General features: G+C 54.6%; 16 protein-coding genes and 2 pseudogenes. 10 read left to right on the forward strand and 8 right to left on the reverse strand.

Annotated elements, in window-relative coordinates; genetic code table 11:
* Nucleotides 1–16 precede the first annotated feature (16 nt).
* The gene (locus ACXAET_RS21175) at nt 17–436 is read left to right on the forward strand and encodes a ribbon-helix-helix domain-containing protein (RefSeq protein WP_475190353.1); all 420 of its coding nucleotides are present in this window, start codon (nt 17–19) and stop codon (nt 434–436) included.
* On the forward strand, nt 433–2268 hold the full coding sequence (locus tag ACXAET_RS21180) for a relaxase/mobilization nuclease domain-containing protein (RefSeq protein ID WP_475190356.1): 1836 nt from the start codon (nt 433–435) through the stop codon (nt 2266–2268). The genes ACXAET_RS21175 and ACXAET_RS21180 overlap by 4 nt, the downstream gene beginning before the upstream one ends.
* 255 nt (nt 2269–2523) lie before the next feature.
* On the opposite strand, the gene ACXAET_RS21185 is transcribed toward ACXAET_RS21180, so the two are convergent.
* Nucleotides 2524–3309: a ParA family protein gene (locus tag ACXAET_RS21185; RefSeq protein ID WP_475190358.1), complete on the reverse strand. Its 786-nt coding sequence runs from the start codon at nt 3307–3309 to the stop codon at nt 2524–2526.
* Nucleotides 3310–3398: 89 nt separating this feature from the next.
* On the opposite strand from ACXAET_RS21185, the gene ACXAET_RS21190 reads away from it, so the two are divergent.
* Nucleotides 3399–3668 (forward strand): helix-turn-helix domain-containing protein, encoded by a 270-nt coding sequence (locus tag ACXAET_RS21190; protein WP_475190360.1) that lies wholly within the window; start codon nt 3399–3401, stop codon nt 3666–3668.
* Nucleotides 3669–3838: 170 nt separating this feature from the next.
* On the opposite strand, the pseudogene ACXAET_RS21195 reads toward ACXAET_RS21190, so the two are convergent.
* The 3 genes and pseudogenes from ACXAET_RS21195 to ACXAET_RS21205 form a co-directional block, all read right to left on the reverse strand.
* Nucleotides 3839–4562, reverse strand: a pseudogene (locus tag ACXAET_RS21195) (IS5 family transposase).
* 162 nt (nt 4563–4724) lie between these two features.
* Nucleotides 4725–5669 (reverse strand): ornithine cyclodeaminase family protein, encoded by a 945-nt coding sequence (locus ACXAET_RS21200; protein ID WP_475190365.1) that lies wholly within the window; start codon nt 5667–5669, stop codon nt 4725–4727.
* An 85-nt stretch (nt 5670–5754) separates the two neighbouring features.
* Nucleotides 5755–6528 (reverse strand): PhzF family phenazine biosynthesis protein, encoded by a 774-nt coding sequence (locus ACXAET_RS21205; protein ID WP_475190371.1) that lies wholly within the window; start codon nt 6526–6528, stop codon nt 5755–5757.
* 31 nt (nt 6529–6559) lie between these two features.
* Between ACXAET_RS21205 and ACXAET_RS21210 the strand changes: the two genes are divergently transcribed.
* The 3 genes from ACXAET_RS21210 (at nt 6560) to ACXAET_RS21220 (ending at nt 7809) form a co-directional block, all read left to right on the forward strand.
* Nucleotides 6560–6907, forward strand: a complete 348-nt coding sequence (locus ACXAET_RS21210; protein WP_475190375.1) for an ArsR/SmtB family transcription factor — start codon at nt 6560–6562, stop codon at nt 6905–6907.
* A 225-nt stretch (nt 6908–7132) separates the two neighbouring features.
* The gene (locus ACXAET_RS21215) at nt 7133–7378 is read left to right on the forward strand and encodes a type II toxin-antitoxin system VapB family antitoxin (protein WP_475190378.1); all 246 of its coding nucleotides are present in this window, start codon (nt 7133–7135) and stop codon (nt 7376–7378) included.
* 80 nt (nt 7379–7458) lie between these two features.
* Nucleotides 7459–7809, forward strand: coding sequence for a PIN domain-containing protein (locus ACXAET_RS21220; RefSeq protein ID WP_475190585.1), 351 nt, complete (start codon nt 7459–7461; stop codon nt 7807–7809).
* A gap of 628 nt (nt 7810–8437) precedes the next feature.
* Here the strand turns inward: ACXAET_RS21220 and ACXAET_RS21225 are convergent.
* The 4 genes and pseudogenes from ACXAET_RS21225 to ACXAET_RS21240 all read right to left on the reverse strand — a co-directional run bounded on the left by ACXAET_RS21225 (nt 8438) and on the right by ACXAET_RS21240 (nt 12179).
* Nucleotides 8438–9202, reverse strand: a complete 765-nt coding sequence (locus tag ACXAET_RS21225; RefSeq protein WP_475190381.1) for a FadR/GntR family transcriptional regulator — start codon at nt 9200–9202, stop codon at nt 8438–8440.
* Entirely contained in the window at nt 9171–10130 is a 960-nt protein-coding gene (locus ACXAET_RS21230) for an ABC transporter ATP-binding protein (RefSeq protein ID WP_475190586.1), read from the reverse strand. Before ACXAET_RS21230 ends, ACXAET_RS21225 begins: the two co-directional genes overlap by 32 nt.
* Nucleotides 10127–11416, reverse strand: a pseudogene (locus ACXAET_RS21235) (dipeptide/oligopeptide/nickel ABC transporter permease/ATP-binding protein); the annotation flags it as partial. The gene ACXAET_RS21230 and the pseudogene ACXAET_RS21235, both read right to left, overlap by 4 nt.
* A gap of 52 nt (nt 11417–11468) precedes the next feature.
* A complete protein-coding gene (locus ACXAET_RS21240) occupies nt 11469–12179 on the reverse strand; it encodes an IS6 family transposase (protein ID WP_475190385.1) in 711 nt (236 codons plus the stop codon).
* A 243-nt stretch (nt 12180–12422) separates the two neighbouring features.
* Here ACXAET_RS21240 and ACXAET_RS21245 point away from each other — a divergent pair, with 243 nt between their 5' ends.
* The 4 genes from ACXAET_RS21245 (at nt 12423) to ACXAET_RS21260 (ending at nt 16322) form a co-directional block, all read left to right on the forward strand.
* Nucleotides 12423–13433 carry an AraC family transcriptional regulator gene (locus ACXAET_RS21245; RefSeq protein ID WP_475190390.1) on the forward strand — a complete coding sequence of 337 codons (1011 nt, stop codon included), beginning with the start codon at nt 12423–12425 and terminating at the stop codon, nt 13431–13433.
* 125 nt (nt 13434–13558) lie between these two features.
* The gene (locus ACXAET_RS21250) at nt 13559–15112 is read left to right on the forward strand and encodes a hypothetical protein (protein ID WP_475190393.1); all 1554 of its coding nucleotides are present in this window, start codon (nt 13559–13561) and stop codon (nt 15110–15112) included.
* Nucleotides 15113–15158: 46 nt separating this feature from the next.
* Nucleotides 15159–15692, forward strand: a complete 534-nt coding sequence (locus tag ACXAET_RS21255) for a hypothetical protein (protein WP_475190397.1) — start codon at nt 15159–15161, stop codon at nt 15690–15692.
* A 45-nt stretch (nt 15693–15737) separates the two neighbouring features.
* Entirely contained in the window at nt 15738–16322 is a 585-nt protein-coding gene (locus tag ACXAET_RS21260) for a hypothetical protein (protein ID WP_475190402.1), read from the forward strand.
* Nucleotides 16323–16331: the final 9 nt, after the last annotated feature.

Here is a 16331-nt window from a genome sequence, read left to right on the forward strand (position 1 = left end):
CAACGAAATCAGAGCTATGAATAAATCCGCCGATACCGAGAACTTTTCAGTCCGCATTCCAATCGATGCCAAGGCGAGATTGGACAAAGCTGTAAAGGCCCTCGGCGCCAAGAGCCGGAACCAGGTCATCCAACGCCTTGTGTATCGATTGATCGGGTATCTCGATCCTGACCCTGCTTTGGTGGATTTGTGGCAGAAACATTTGAGGCAAGTTCAAGGCGGTTACACGAACCTTAATCAGCTTGCGAAATCAGCCAAGCGCGGCACTGTGATCTGGACGGATGACGACCGGCACGATGTGGAAAATCTCCATCGTGCGATCATCCAGCAGCGACAAGATCTGAAGGCGATGATCGTAGCAGCGCGCCGCAACCGAGAGCCAGAATCCGCCATTCGTAGGATCTTGCGTGACGATGATTGGACACCTGAAGAATGAACGTCGCCGCCCGCGATATGACCGCTGCAGACTTGTTGGAACTTGCGTTTCACGACGCACAGAAAGGTGCCGATCGATCCAGGCAGATCAATCATCAGTTGCAGACCGCCAAACGTGTGCAGTTCATGGTATCGCGAGCTTCGTCCGTAAAAGCACGGCTCGGAGCTGTGTACGGAAAGCCAGAAGCCGTTGTAAAACATGTCCGAAAAGGAGGCGTCAAAAACGCCCAAGAACTGCGCCGCCAGATCAATTATCTGACCGTCAGGGCAGACGGTGTACTGGACATCAGAGATAACGGCGTGACCCCGCTCGACGCAGATCAGATAAATGATTTGATCGAGACATGGGTCGAGGATTTCAACGGTAAAACCAACTACGGTTACACCCGTCATATGATCGTTTCTTTTCCCGAAGGTACCTATCCGGACGCGGCTCATGAAGCCGGTTTGGAGTTCGCAGATCGACTATTCGGCAGTGGTGATTTTGGAGACAAATGGGACTATCTGACCGTGTTACACAACGACACTGATAACCCCCATGTCCATATCGTTGTGAACAACAGAGGTGTCGAAAACGGTCAGTGGCTTGCCATGGGAATGAGCAGCGAAATGAACATCGACGTACAGCGAAACATCCAGGTCGAGGCAGCAGCAGAATACGGAATAGAGCTAACCGCCACCACCCGCCTAGAGCGCGGATTAAGGCAGGAAGTCGAGACCGATACGTGGAAAGTTCAAAAGGGAATGTCCATCGTAGAGACCACTCCGGAAGTCGAAGTCACGGCCCGCGATAAGGCGGCCGATGTGATGCTTTTATCCATCGCAAGAATGTCGAACGTCTTTGATGAGCGCGCCAACGCCATCAAAGACAAGATCGAAGAGTACGCCATCAAGCTCATAGAAGGACAAGAACCTATGGTATCAAGAATGGAGCATCTGTTGGATCAAGCCCATCATTTCGATGATTATGGTGAGCCGGGAGATCCTGAATACAAGTCTCCGGAGTTAATGCGCGAGCTGCGTCAACACATCGAGCAAGGCAAAGACGAGGAAACAATCAGCCCTGATCTGAAAGCCCGCGTGATCCAGCATATCGATGATCATCAACACATTGAACAGGGCAGCGGAACGCTCTCAGCGATGGCGGATATTGTCGATCACAAAGCCTATCAGGCGTCAGACAACTACTCGCTGCCAACGGAGCGTTATGAAGTCTATATGCGCGACACTTTAGGTGACGACGTGACAGACAGCTGGATGTCAAAGTCAGCTACAATAATGCAGTCCATCGACAAGATGGAAGCGCTAGCGCGCGAGGTAGAAAACCCTCATTTGCGCGTCTCAATGGATATTCGGATAGGTGAACTAAAAGGCGAGGTAGCCAATATGCGGCCTAACGATCCCGAGCTTTTAAACTACATAATCGAGGATAACCGCTATTCAACAATGATGGGCATGGGCACCAAGCAAATGGATGCACTGGAATACCTGGAAGCCGGAAAATGGGCCGCAATCCGCAACGACCTCAAAAATACCGCCGAAAGTTATGGCCTGGATGGTGAAAAGTTTATCGCTCGCTTCGGCGATCATCCTAACATTAGCCTGGGAACAACACTAAGCTGGCAAGCCGAGGATATCGAGACAGCATCCGCTCACTTTAAAGCTCTAGGAATGACTGACAGTCACAGACATGCTGGAGATGTTGTCACTCAACTGCATCAGCATGCTTCTTCTCGCATCATCGAAATATCCGAAGAACTTTCTCAGGTTCACGCCCGAGAAACACACTCGCTTGTACAGGAACGCGGCGACGATGACGGATTCAGCCTTTAGGGTAGGGCACCCCTTCTGGCCTGCGCTGGCCGTCTAAGCAATCGAGTTTGAATTGATTGCAATCGTGCAGTTTGGTCAGATTGCGGATTCGCTTACACGAGGCTATCCGTGAATAATTGAAGCCATGCGAAAAAGCAGGTTGATCAGTTTCGTGGACTTGCAACCATGGTATTCTCTGGTGAATATTTGACAAAATTGTCCGACAGCAGGCTGTGACTAGCTCAAATGCGATCAGTGCAAGCTCTAGTCACTCTTTCAGGTCTCGCCGCTTTGCAAGACCTGTCCTTTTAGCTGAAACACTTTGTAAGCATTTCCTTGCGGGCTGACATATGGGGATTTGCCGTATTGATTTTTTAGACAATTTCTCATTGGCCTTGCCAGGGCACCCCAGAAAAAATTGTCGAGTCGAACATCTTCAAGTCGCCCGACCGTTGAGTAGAATGGCGACGCGATAGCTGTGTAAGCGAACTCCTCCAAGCTAACCTGTTGTGCGATTACGTCCAACGCGAACAAATCCGAATCTGAAACCGGCATTGGGCTCTCAGTGGAGAGATCATCCGTGACGTTCGGCGTAAAATTTGGGCTATTAACAAGCAGTCCAGTCCTGAGTCGATGGTGCGTGCAATACTCGGCAGCTTTTTCCAGGGATCTTCTAACCCGAAGCTCTGTTTCCGCAGATGCAATGATCAAGTCGGATCGCCCTGACACTTTTTCAAGCATTCGCCGGTTCGCCAGTCTCGCATCAAGTAAAACGATGTCGACTCCGTCTTGTTCCGCCGCCGCCAACATTTCCGCAAGTCGTATGTCTGTCCAGCAGGATGCCAGTTTCAGTTGCGCGGCATCAATTAATCCACCTTCCATCCTTTCTTGCCAGCTTCTATAGAAAGAAGAGCGATTTGGTTTGACCCCGGTTTTTGCACTGGCGCTTGTGTCGATTACCAAAACACGTTTGTCGTGAAACACAAAACCAGCCGCCATCACCAGAAGCGCGTTTGTCCGACCCGAACCACCTTTGCTGGTCACCAGCGAAATCACTTGCATGCAGAAGGACTTTCGAAAATTCACAGTTTACTTCATTATTCATAGAATACTTCATGGTGGCAAGTGAGAAGATTTGTGTTCTTCTCTGAATGTCAGATGAAACAGAGACCGCGCTCCTTCTCAACGCATTCAGCGCTGCACTTCGTGCCGCGCGCGTGAACGCTGGTTTGTCGCAGGAAGAACTTGCTCATCGCGCCGGCAAAAGCATCCGCTACATTTCGCTTCTGGAAAGCCGAAAGCACCAACCCAGCTTGGCAACGCTGAAAAGCCTGTGTGATGGTTTGGGGATTTCACTCGTAGATTTTGTAGCGGACATCTCCAGGCGATATTCTGATATGGACGTAGGAAAAAATGGCTAGCTGTCCGACGGCAGATGTCTCGGGGTGTATCGTTGCCTAAGAGTTATTATTTCGAGCCAGTGCAGCGACTTCGGTTTCACAGACATCACATCAATCCGCCTCTGGCCGCGCCATTTGTCAACATGAGCTAGGCTCGGGATTCATAACCAGAAGATGACGGTCGCGGACATTCAAATTGCCGACCGGAACAGTTCGCTACATCGGTCGCAACGGGTCGCGATACGACGCCAGTCCTTCAACCGGGCAATCAAGTACTCGACACGATGTCATTCGCGTTAGAGCGTGGCGCCGTGGGCGGCTGGGTTTTTTCTTCCTCGACGTGCCGGAATGCAAGCATTGATACCACGTCAAGCCAATTCCTCTCGAAACCAGACTGTATCATATCCTTTGTCTCCCAATAGGCCTTGGCAGGTAGGAGGCTGCTGAGCAAAGCCAGCGCTCCCTTGACGTCACTTATTTGCCCGATTGAGAGGACGACAGTAAGAGGTCGTACTCGACCGTCGCAGACCACGTGCAAATTGCTGTTTAGACCGCCTTTGGTTCGCCCAATAGCTCGTACCCGGGTCTCCTTTTTGAAAGGTTTGACGCTGTTCGGTGTGCTTTCAGATGGGTGCTGTCGATCGTGATGGTTTCGCCATCGAGCCCCGGTTTTGCCAATTCATGGAAGATACGTGCAAAGGCGCCGAGGCGCGACCATCTAACAAATCAATTGTATAGCGTTTTGAGTGGCTCATATTCAGTCGGCGCATCCAGTCACCGCAGGCCATTGCGGGTGAGATGGATGATACCACTGAGAACCGTGCGGTCGTCTGATCGCGGAACTTCGCGCGGCTTCTGGTATCAGTGCTTGATGCGGTTGAGGCGCTCGTGGTCGAGCCGGAACAGAAGCGACATGGATAATCCTCATGTCGCCCTTGATTCACAGTGCCAACGCGAATGGAATCCATCATACCAATGTCCGCTCAGCATGGTGAGCCCGTCATCTGACTGAAAGGGTCAGACTACAGCAGCGAGCCCACTTTACTGGATGCCGCACTATGCGTGAATGGCAGCATATTATCGTGGATGTTGCAGGTTGTTCCAGAATCCGTTTACTGCAGTTAAGTCTTGGATCCCCAGACCTGACAGACAGGCCACCGTTGGACTTGCATTGCACTTGGCAATGGTTCCGTTCAACAAACCAATTTCGATAAGGTTCGTCTTTTTGATGAAACCTTCGGTGATCGCGTGGCTTGGCGCACCGTATTTGATAGCTGAATCAACCGCATCAACATAGACATCGGCATCGATCAGGATCGCCGGATCAATCTCGCATTTCGTTGTGTCATCGGAGCCGACAGAGATGATAAGTTGCCCTGGTTTGATCCATTCTGCACGGATCATCGGGTTCTTTGCGCCCGTCGCTGCTACGATGACCTCGACCTGTGCGATGGCGGCGGGCAGGCTGTCTACTGCAGAAATTTCGACTTTTGGAAATGCAAATTTAAGGTCTTGAACTAGTGCCGAGACCTTCGCAGTCGACCGGCCCCAGATTTTCAATTTCGTGATCGGACGCACCAGCAATAGCGCTTCAGCTTGCAAACGTGCTTGCACCCCTGTGCCGACAATCAACGCGGAGCACACGGCTTCGGGAGCAAGCAATCTGGCTACCAAAGCCCCTGCCGCAGCAGTTCGATAGTCCGAAATCAAGTGATCGTCTTGCAGGATCGCGAGTGGTTTGCAGGTTTCGCTGTCAAAAACAGCGATCATACCGCTGGACGCTGGTTCGCCCCGGTCAACAAGGGCTTGCGACCAACCTGCCATTTTCACGGTGAAGATCGGACAGCTGGGCAGCGTGGCAGACTTCACATGGATATCGGCGCGATCGTTTGGGTGCAGCACATAGACGGGGGCCTGAGCCGACCCGTCCGAAATGGCACGGAATGCCGCCTCTGCCGTTGGGATCAGACTTTCGATATCCAGATGAGGCCGGATATCTTCGGGGCCAAAAAACGGGATCATGGAGCGATGACCTCGCCTTTCCCCACAAACGCAACCTCACCAGCCACACTGACCCGCTCTATGTCGTCAGGCACACCGTAGGGAGTTACGATGATCTCGCTGGGGCGTCCCATAAAATGGCCCTGCTTAAGGGAGAAGCTTTCGCCTGGCGGTGCGACCCATGCTTCAGCGCATAGGCCCCGACGACGCCCGCAGCGCTCCCTGTTGCCACATCCTCCATAATCCCATCATTATTCCAATGCCTCCCCTCGAACGTGTTGATGTCGAAAAGATAAGCGAACTCAGCGCCTAAGCTTTCCAGCATATCTTCCAAATCCGGCACCGTGATGCGCGCATTTCTAAGGCCGCCGTCAACGGGGACAACGAGATACTTAAGTCCCGTGGAAATGACCTCCATCGGTAGGTCGGGGAAAGTATCCAAATTGAAGGCACGGGCAAGCTCGGGTGTTGCATCCACGACGTTCAGCATCTCTGGACGCCCTTGATCAAGTGTGCCGAAGTAGCAGCCATCGCGATGTTCCGTGGCAACCTGGACGCTTCGCCCTCCTTGGAGCTCAATAGTCCAGATACGTTTGAATTCGGCACCTGATTGCCTGTGCAATGTGCAAGCTGCACCGATGATGGGGTGTCCGGCAAATGGCAGCTCCTCGAACAAATCGAAAACTCGAGCAGAAATCCGGTCACTCGATTCGTGCAGAAAGATCGATTCGAAGTGGCGAAGCTCTTGGGTGATGCTCAACATCTGTTCACCGCTCATCCCTTGGCTGTCGGTAAACACTGCAAGGCTGTTGCCGGAATAGGGTTTGGTCGCAAAGACGTCGCAATGGACGAAGTTGAAGACTTGACTGACTGATGACATAAGGAGCCTACATAGTGGAGAATCTATATAGATGAGTGACTATTCAGATTGGGATTTTGAGTCAATAGCGCAGAACCTCAGCGCGCTAGCACATGAGAACCGCATGCGCATCCTTCATTGGCTGGCTGAGCCCGAACGCCACTTCCCGCCACAGGTGGACGGCGATTTGGTCGATGATGGCGTCTGTGTTGGTTTCATCACTGATAAAATAGGCCTCAAACAGCCGACAGTGACGAACCACATGAGGATCCTTCAGGAGGCGGGCTTGGTCGAAAGCAAGAAGATCAAGAACTGGGTTTTTTACAAACTGCAAAAGCAGCGGGTTAGCCGAGTGCTTCGAGACGTGAGCTTGTTGACCGGGAGCGAAAGTCCAACGTGAGTGGGCAAATGTCTACAGAGTCCGCGACCCGGTCATAGGGGCATTTCTTCCAAACGTCTGATGTTGTTAAAAGAAGCCGCCGTTGAGGCCAGAGCCATTTTATGGATCCTGACCCTAGCAGGTTGAAACCTGTAAGAAATGTCAACACGGGTGCGTGAATATTCTTCTTGATTTACTTGAATATCCCAAACGAGATATTCATTTGAGTAGCAGCGGGATACGCAAATGCCGCTCTATATCCGTGACGATTCTGTTGATGCTTTGGCCGAAAAGGTGAAAAAAGCGACAGGAGCCAAGAGCAAGACTGAGGCGGTTCGTGACGCGCTGCAAGCACAGCTTGACGCCGTAAAAAGCCGTATGACACTCTTCGAAAGATTGCAGCCCATATTAGAACGCGCAGACACAATTGGTGAGCCAGATCCGAGCTTCGACATGAAAAAATATTCAGATGAAATTTATGAAGGCATGTAGTGTTTATTGATGCGTCTGCTATCGTTGCCATCCTGTTGCGAGAACCGGGGTAAGAGGACCTTGTGGGCCGCATCGAGGCGGTGACGGATCAGTTGTTCTCGTCGCCTTTGGCCCGTTACGAAGCGAGTATTTGTTTCGCCCGGGCGCGGTCTGGAAAGCACAAAAAACCAAGACCGGAGTTGCTGGCAGATAGTGCCGCAACAGTGAGCCAATTGTTGGGAGAGCTTTCAGTGCGTGACATCCAAATTAGCACCATCGTTGGCGATGCCGCAATCCGCGCCGCGGCAGAGTATGGCCAGGCGGTTGGGCATCCAGCAGATCTGAATTTCGGTGATTGTTTCGCCTACGCCTGCGCGAAGGCATACCGCATCGGGCTTGCCTACAAGGGCGATGATTTCGCCAAAACGGACATCGCGCTTCACAAGAATTAGAACAAACAGCAGCGTAGCGAGTCGAAATTCTGGCCGCCGAAGAATGGCAGCATTTTCAAATGGACAGAACACACTGAGACAACAATGACAGGCGAAGGAATAGAGATGACCCGTTCCACTGAAGACTGGAATACTCCGATCACCTTTGACGGCGTTGCCGATCGGACGCGCCATCGTTAGCCAAATCGAACTTTACTTTTATCCGCGCTTTGGAGGAAACCCTCCGACTTCCATTCGGACCAACTTCCGTGCGAGGAATCGTACTATCACCTTACACTCTAAAAAATAGCCAAAGCCGGTCGGGAGGCTCATTTTCCAAAGTGTGAAGTCATGCAGTATGTCTGACATCAGCGCCAACGGGACAGTTTAGAAAGCACAAAAAGTGATGCGGAGCCCAAGCCAAATCTGATTTCATGAAACTCAGGAAATACGAAATTTAACATAATTTAGCTTACACCGCCTTACCGTGTACCCGCAAAGTTAAAACGTCACCTGTGAGCATTTCAGAAGTGTCACTTTCATGTGCAATGATAACAAGCATAATGATCGGGCTTGTGATTAGTGTTGCGCCGCTGGATAAGCGGCCAAGCAGTTGGTGCATTCGTTCCAGTGGTTGAAACTGGTCACTTTAATCCGATAGAAACCGGCGCTGCATTTCGGCTTCCTGCTGGCGCATTAGGGTCCATGCAATCTCCATATGGCCGGCCATAATGGACCGGGCCAGATCTGAATCACCGTCCCGCAAGGCAGCGACAAGCCGCTGCTGATGGTCACGGCCCTGCTTCCAAAGTTCGGTATTTGGCGGCGAGTAAAGCTGGCGGTATACCGTCAGGTCCGCCAAAAGATTAACCATGAAATCAATGATGAAACCAAGAAGTGGATTTTTTGCCTGCTCCGCGAGAATGGCATGAAACCGGAGCGACGCAACGTGTTGTTCGCGCTCTTCATTGGCGGAGGTTGCCGGTTCGGAATATTCCGCGATGTTTTCCTCAAGCTGGCACAAGATTTCCTCGGGCAGTTGCCCCGCAAGCGTTGCTGCCAGCTCTGGCTCCAAAGTCAAACGTAGCTGGTAGATGTCGCCAATCGTGAGATCCTTGAAGTAGAAATAATTCCCCAACAATGCTTTGGCACGCTGTTGGCTGACTTCGTGCACGAAACTGCCACCGCCTGGTCCGGTGCGGGTCTTGATCAGGCCCTGCGCTTCCAGCACTCGCATTGCTTCGCGGATCGTGCCTTTGGCCATTCCGAAACGTTCGATCAGCTCTGCTTCACCGGGCAGTCTATCCCCGGCTTGCAATCCCTGCTCTACCACCCAGTCCTTGATCGCCTCGGCGACCTGGACCGGTCTGCTGAGCCTGGGTTCAGTCTTGGATCGGATGGTGGCAGGCGGCAAGTTGGTCTTCTCCCATTGGTTCAAGCTCTGGCTCTTGTGTCCGGCACAATTCGGTTGCACGTGGACAGCGTCCTGCAAAGGCGCAGCCCGGTGGGGGATTCAACGGGTCCGGAAGCTCAGTTCCCTTTTGCTCGGGTGCGGTGAGTGGACGGCCAACAACCGGCGCGCTTTCAGCCAGCAGTTTTGTATAGGGATGACGAGGATTTGCAAAGATGCGTCTGGCATCTCCGATCTCGACCACCGAACCAAAATACAGCACCATGATCCGGTCACTGACAGCCTCAACCACTGCAAGGTCATGTGTTATGAAAAGGTAGGTCAGACCAAACTCTGTTTTGAGGTCAGCCAGCAGATTCAAAACCTGTGCCTGCACCGACACGTCCAGCGCTGAAACGGGCTCGTCCAGCACTATGATCCGGGGGTTGGCGGCCAAAGCCCGTGCGATTCCAATCCTCTGCGCCTGCCCGCCCGAAAATTCATGAGGATAGCGTTCGAGGAACTCTTCTCGCAAATTGACCGATGCGAAAATTTGGGAAACTCGTGCTTCACGCTCGAACTTTGGCATCCCGTGAAGGCGTCTAAGCGGCGCTTCCATAACCTGCCGAATGGTTTTCCGCGGGTTGAGGCTGCTGTTCGGGTCCTGAAACACATATTGTATCAGTTTGCCGAATTTGGCGGGGTCCGCGTTGTCGAGCGCTTTCCCTTCAATTTCGATTGTCCCTTCGCTGGCGTCCAGAAGCCCGACCAGCATCCGCGCCAATGTGGACTTACCACACCCAGATTCCCCGACCACACCCAGTGTTTCACCGGTTTCAACCTGAAACGACGTCGGCCGCACCGCGCGCACCCCTGCCGGAGCAGCGCCGAATAGCGGTTTTTTCAACGCAAAGGTCTTTGCCAGATTGTCCACTTTGAGCGCGGGCATCAGATCGCCTCCTCGGGATAGTGGCAACGAACCGCGCGAGAGGCATCACCTTTCAACATCACTTCGCCCGTTCGGCACGTGTCTTGCGCCTTTTCGCAACGCGGGGCAAAGGCGCAGCCCGACGGAAGGTTGTCGACAAGTGGGGGCAATCCGGGGATAGCCGCTAATGCGCGTTGTCCACCACCTAGTTCCGGAACGCAGGCGATCAGACGCTTGGTATAAGGGTGGGCTGGCGCTTCCAATACAGATGGCGTCGGACCCTCCTCAACGATCTGTCCGGCATACATGACAGCAATTCGATCGCAAAGCTGTGCGACTACGCCAAAGTCATGCGTGATAAAGATGATCGCCAACCCACGCTCGCGCCGCAAATCGTCAAGGAGAGAGAGGATTTGAGCCTGTACGGTGACGTCAAGGGCGGTCGTCGGTTCATCTGCAATAATCACGTCGGGTTCATTTGCCAGCGCCATCGCAATGCCAACGCGCTGTCGCATTCCGCCCGACAATTCGTGCGGGTAATTGTCCACCCGCGCCTCGGCGTTCGGTATGCGCACATCCCTGAGAAGCTGTACGGCCCGGGCCCGCGCTTCGGCCTTTGGGATATCGTGATGCGACTGGATCGCCTCAGCCAACTGTCGCCCAACGCGATAGAGCGGATGCAAAGTAGATAGTGGATCCTGAAAAATATATGCGACGCGATCACCGCGCTTCTGACGCAGGCTCTCATAAGAAGCGCCAATCAGATCCTCGCCCTGAAACCGCACCGCGCCGCCGGTGATCACGCCCGGAGGTGAGGCCACCAATCCCATGACGCTAAGTGCTGTGACCGATTTCCCTGATCCACTCTCACCAATAACACCCAAGCAATCCCCCGCTTTGATGGATAAGGAGACACCACCGACAGCTCGATAAACGCGGTCGCCAACGTGAAACTGGGTCTGCAAATCCTGAATTGCGAGTAGATTGTCGGTTGGTGCCGGGACTTCCCCCTTGCGCTCAACCAACGTCATGGCGCGTGGACGGGACAGTGCCCCAGACCGCAGGCGCGGGTCGAGTGCATCGCGCACTCCATCGCCGAGCAGGTTTATCGACATAACAATCAGAAAGATCATTATCCCCGGAACCACCGACGTATGCGGATGTGAAATAAGGGCAGACCGCGCCTCGCCCAGCATTGATCCCAGGTCGGCTTGCGGCGGCTGGCTGCCAAGGCCTAGAAAGCTGAGACCGGCGGTTTCCAGGATCATCCAGCCGACAGTCGTCGACATGGCAATGATTATGACCGGCAAGGGCATTGCCAAGTTGTTTGCCAGCGGTTGCAAAGAGCCTTTGCCGGCGCGGTTAGGCGACCAACTCGAGAGCATAGCCGTTCCAGAGATCGTGCGCGTCCGATCGGGCGTTGCGGTAGGAAATGGAAGAGAGGCGATAGCGGCGAGGTCGGAATATGGTGTTGATCTGGTCGTGAGCGGCAAGGAACCTTTGCGCCTGCCGTGGAGATTTGAAGCGTCCCATGAGCTTTTCACGCTTTCGGGTTGTTCTGTGTGATCCTTCGATCCGATTGTTCAACCCTTTGTGTGCTCGATGATCCGCGCCCGGCGCGAGATCACGGATGGGCTTGAAATAGCTTCTCAACTTATCCGTAATCACGACACGTGGTTCGCCAAATTGTGAAATCAACCGCTTCAGAAAGCGGCGGGCTGCCTTTGCACTCCGCCGCGGTTGGACGAGGATATCAAGGGTATCTCCGTTCGCATCCACCGCCCGCCAGAGCCAGCATTTTTTACCGTTGATCGGGATCACCACTTCGTCCAAATGCCATTTGTTTGCTGCGGCTGGCCGGTCTCGCCTGAGGCAATTTGCGAAATGGCGGCCAAAGCGGTTGACCCATTGCCGGATCGTTTCCCGACTTACCATCACACCGCGTTCCGCGAGCAGATCTTCAACATCGGCAGCGCTGAGCGCAAACCGGTGATAGGCCCAGACCGCATAGGCAATGATCTCGCGCGGAAAACGAAAGCCCTTCAGGCGAGGCATCTTGGATGGCATCTTCATGCGTGAGACCTAGTCGGATCACAACAGGCAAACAAGTTGGCAATGCCCGAATGTCTAGTCCGAAAGGACCATCAGATGTCTGCTTCACTAGTTGGGAATTTGGGCCGAAACTGCTGTACTATTACGTTGGAACTATGCGTGGTACATAATTGAAATATGGCGTTTAGCTTGTTGACACTGACATATGGATGTCTGATTTCTTGAACAGTAGGCTTAGTTCAACAAAACCAGATGCAAGGCAAAATGACCCAAACCGTACCGCTGATCCGCGCTGGCAATGTCTTGCCGCTGGTACGATGGATGGAAGTCAACCACTATGATACTGATGCATATCTGAAAGGTGCCGATCTCGAATATTGGTTTGCGTTGTCGCCATTTGACCCCATTCCCGTTCTGAACGGGGTCGAACTCTTGCGGAACCTCGCTCGCGACCACGGGCCGGATGTCGGGGTTCGGATCGTAACGCAGGCAAGCCTCACCGAACTCGGTTTCATTGGCGGTGTCGCGCTCGGTGCAAGAACACCGTTGGAAGCGTTGCAGCGTCTTTCGTTCGCGCTGCCTTTTCATTCAAGCCATGAAACGTTGCGGGTAGAGTCCAACACAACGAAGACTCAGGTCACGCTTGCGAACGCGATGGGTTTGGACGGTGAAAGCCTCCACGCGGTGCATGTCTTGTTTGCTTCACTGATCCAGCAATTATGTTGCTTTACAGGACTGCAGCCGCCAATTCTGCATGGCATCGAAATGGTGCCGCATCCAGACTATGGTTTCTGCCACCTCAAGCCGGCTTTTGGCGAACGCCTGTCCGAGGCTTCACATCCCGAGATCACGATTAGCATCGACGCGTCCATTGCCGAAAACCCGTTTCGCACCGTGGCACGCGACCGGTCCATGACGGCTTCTGCCAGAAAGATCGCCCCGCTTGTCGTCGACAACAGCCTTGCTGCATCCATGCGACCCGTGATTGCCGCGATGCTGCACGGCGGAGAACCCACAATCAACAGCCTGGCCCGGGCCGCCGGGACAAGTGTCCGCAGCCTGCAACGGCGACTGTCGAACGAGGGGACCAGCTTCTCCGCACAGCTTGACCGAGTGCGGCACGAGCTGATGATCTCGCATCTCGGTTCTGAGAATGTCTCCCTCGCCGAATTGTCGGAAAGACTGGGATATTCGGAACAATCGGCGCTGAGCCGTGCGGTACGGCGCATGACGGGTCGCACGGCTTCACAACTAGTCGGTCAACAGAACAATTAATTTTTAGCGCGGGTAAGAGGCTGGCGCGTAAAGTCAAATGATCTGTCTTTTATGCGTTTAAGCTCCGGTCCAATGGCTTGATTCGATTGGATTCCAGCCTGATGGATTTGAAAAGAGGATATACTATGCGCGTTGTTTCGTTAACCTTTGCGGTCATGCATGTGATCGCAATTGCGAACCTGGCCCTGGCCGAGGGAAATCCGGCAGCCGCCAACGGTCCGATGCCGGGCGATCTGGCGACAATTCAGCGCGAATGGAACTGTGTCCAGGGGCTGGACACACCGGGATATTTCAAATCGATGAATGGCGCCGAAGTCGCCGATTCCACGCGCAGCCAGCTTTACCCCTGTGCCACGTTCCTGGGTGACTGGGACGGGCCCAACGACGTTTACGCCTATCGCGCCGATGGCGAGTATCAGGGCGTGCTGTTCATGAACAATCGCTATCCGGGAGAGTTGTACCTGACCGGCGGCAACAACCCGCCAGCACAAGGCGTGGTGCCGCCAGGGCCGTTCGTCGCCAAGGTCGATGCCACCACAGGCAAGGAAATCTGGCGCACGGTCCTGCAAAACGCCAACGTCTCCGGCGAATGGACCGGGGCGGCGAACCTCAACATCCTGCCCAACGGCAATATCCCGATCGCCTTTGGCAATCATCTGGTGCTGCTGGATGGCGATACCGGGCGCACCCTGAAACATGTCGACCTTCCGGCCGATGCGCCGCCCGAAGGCAGCAACTTCAAGCACCTGACCATTGCGCCGGACGGCACCTTGATCGTGAAGAACCAAACCCGGCCCACACCCTGCAACATTCAGGGCACACTGGCGGCGGTCCAGTGCCCTGGTGGCGCGGAAGCCGCGCCGGGTTCGACGATTCACGCCATCAACTCGGACACGTTCGAGATCTACGACAGTGTTAGCGTTCCCGAAAACACGCTCGTGCCGCACACGATTACCATGCACAACGGCAAGATAACGATCTATGCGCCTTCAATACTAAAGCTCTACCGATTCGTCTGGGACCCCGAGACCAAAAGCCTGTCGCAAGACGAGAACTGGATCGTTCCAAACTATCTCGAAGAGGGCCAGACCACGGGCGACGCGCCGGGCATACTCGGCGACTGGATCGTGCTGCAAGTCAACGGCGCCCCCACAACGAAAGCCGCCTCCTCGATCGTGGCGGTCAGTCAGAGCGACCCCACTAGGATCACCCGTGTCTATCCCTTTGGCACCGAGTTGCCGACGGGGATGAGTTGGGCGCCGCCCAAGGCGGCAGTTGATGTCGACAATTCGATGGTGTTCTCGACCGACCAGAACATGATGAAGATCGGTGCTGTCACGCTGGATCAGGCCACCGGCGAAATGACCGTGGCCTGGACAATGGATGGCGCCACCACGGCCCTGCAGGCGCTGTACGGTCCGGCCGACAAGCGCGTGCTTGGCACCGCCCGGGCCGAACCCGGGGTCACCCAGGAAATGCTGATGCAGACCGCAAACCCGACCTACAAGCAGCAGGCAATCTGGCTGGACGCTAAGACCGGTCGCGTGCTGGCGGAGTCCGATTTCTTCGAAACGATGAATTTCAACACGCTGCTGTCGCCGGGCTTCGGCGGGCGGTTCTACTACATGTGGGACAATGGTTTCATAGTCCTGCAGCCGATGCCGAAACGCGGCGGATGACCCGTCCGGATTTCCAATACCCGACCCTTTCACCCAAGGAGACATCATGAAACCCAACATGTTCCTCGCCGCCATCGTCGTGACAGCCATATCCGCGACCGCCACTCTGGCCGACACCGACAGCCCGATCCCGTCGAGCGCGGATTCCTTTACCGTTTACAAGGAAATGGAGCTGTGGACGGTCTACGCCGACGGCGACACCAAGACCTGCCTGGCCGAACGGGTCGACGACGTCGGCAACGTGTTCCAGATGGGCCTGACCAAGGATCATCAGTATGGTTATGTCGGCGTGTTCACGCTCGCCGACGTCAAGATCAAGGACAGCCAGGAAATCGAGGTCATCGTCGACGGCAAGGTGTTCGTTGGCAAATCCTATGGCATCAAGAGCAGCAAGCTCCGCGGCGATTATGCCGGCGGCTACGCGTTGACCGACAGCCCGGAATTCGTGGACGCGGTCGCGAACGGTCAGGTCCTCGTCGCCTTTCCGGAGAAAGAGGGCCTGTTCGTTGTCGACCTGACCGGCACCAAGGCGGCGATCGAGGCCACCCGTGCCTGCAACAAGGAACTTGCGGGATCGTGACGGTGCCCACGACGCCGGAGCCTCCCCGATTTTCGGAGAAAAAAGATGCCTGAGAAGCGATTGATCATGAACACGGCGATACCTGCGGCCTTCCTTTCTGCTGCCCTCGCGATCTTGCCACTCACCAGCGTCTCGTCGGAGGAACCGGAGGTTCACCTGCTTTTCGTCCAAGGGGCGAAGTCGATGCAGGCCGACACGGAGACCCTGCGGCTGGTCGGAGTCTCTGATCAAACGATCTACTTCAGCGACCGCCCGGTTCGCATCGCCGGCCATGCGGACACTGAGACCTTTGTGAAACACTGGGCTACCGGTGACGACAGTTTCGCGATCAACCCGCCGAACGCCACCCTGTCCGTCTACAACGAAGGTCAGGAAAAGAACCAGGCGGCCGTCCTAGTCCTGTCCGATCCGGCGCTGGAGGGCGGCGACCTCGTCTATCACTATAAATTGCTGGGCGGCACGGTGCCTGCGACCGGCGGCGCGGTGGCGCTGTTCATCGACACTTTCGGGCCAGGCGGAGGAGTCGGCGCGGGGTTTCATGGTGTGGGCGTCGGCGCTCGTGGTCCCGGTGTGACTGGCTGGCGCGGCGCGGCTGTCCGCAACTGCGCTGACGGCGACATTTGTGATTGAGCGCTATGT

The organism is Ruegeria sp. AWH4_226 (assembly GCF_056159225.1).

Excerpts from the sequence above, each read along its gene's own strand:
- ACXAET_RS21175 (WP_475190353.1), top strand. The coding sequence starts at position 17 with ATGAATAAATCCGCCGATACCGAGAACTTTTCAGTCCGCATTCCAATC.
- ACXAET_RS21180 (WP_475190356.1), top strand. The coding sequence starts at position 433 with ATGAACGTCGCCGCCCGCGATATGACCGCTGCAGACTTGTTGGAACTT.
- ACXAET_RS21185 (WP_475190358.1), bottom strand. The coding sequence starts at position 3,309 with ATGCAAGTGATTTCGCTGGTGACCAGCAAAGGTGGTTCGGGTCGGACA.
- ACXAET_RS21190 (WP_475190360.1), top strand. The coding sequence starts at position 3,399 with ATGTCAGATGAAACAGAGACCGCGCTCCTTCTCAACGCATTCAGCGCT.
- ACXAET_RS21200 (WP_475190365.1), bottom strand. The coding sequence starts at position 5,669 with ATGATCCCGTTTTTTGGCCCCGAAGATATCCGGCCTCATCTGGATATC.
- ACXAET_RS21205 (WP_475190371.1), bottom strand. The coding sequence starts at position 6,528 with ATGTCATCAGTCAGTCAAGTCTTCAACTTCGTCCATTGCGACGTCTTT.
- ACXAET_RS21210 (WP_475190375.1), top strand. The coding sequence starts at position 6,560 with ATGAGTGACTATTCAGATTGGGATTTTGAGTCAATAGCGCAGAACCTC.
- ACXAET_RS21215 (WP_475190378.1), top strand. The coding sequence starts at position 7,133 with ATGCCGCTCTATATCCGTGACGATTCTGTTGATGCTTTGGCCGAAAAG.
- ACXAET_RS21240 (WP_475190385.1), bottom strand. The coding sequence starts at position 12,179 with ATGAAGATGCCATCCAAGATGCCTCGCCTGAAGGGCTTTCGTTTTCCG.
- ACXAET_RS21245 (WP_475190390.1), top strand. The coding sequence starts at position 12,423 with ATGACCCAAACCGTACCGCTGATCCGCGCTGGCAATGTCTTGCCGCTG.
- ACXAET_RS21250 (WP_475190393.1), top strand. The coding sequence starts at position 13,559 with ATGCGCGTTGTTTCGTTAACCTTTGCGGTCATGCATGTGATCGCAATT.
- ACXAET_RS21255 (WP_475190397.1), top strand. The coding sequence starts at position 15,159 with ATGAAACCCAACATGTTCCTCGCCGCCATCGTCGTGACAGCCATATCC.
- ACXAET_RS21260 (WP_475190402.1), top strand. The coding sequence starts at position 15,738 with ATGCCTGAGAAGCGATTGATCATGAACACGGCGATACCTGCGGCCTTC.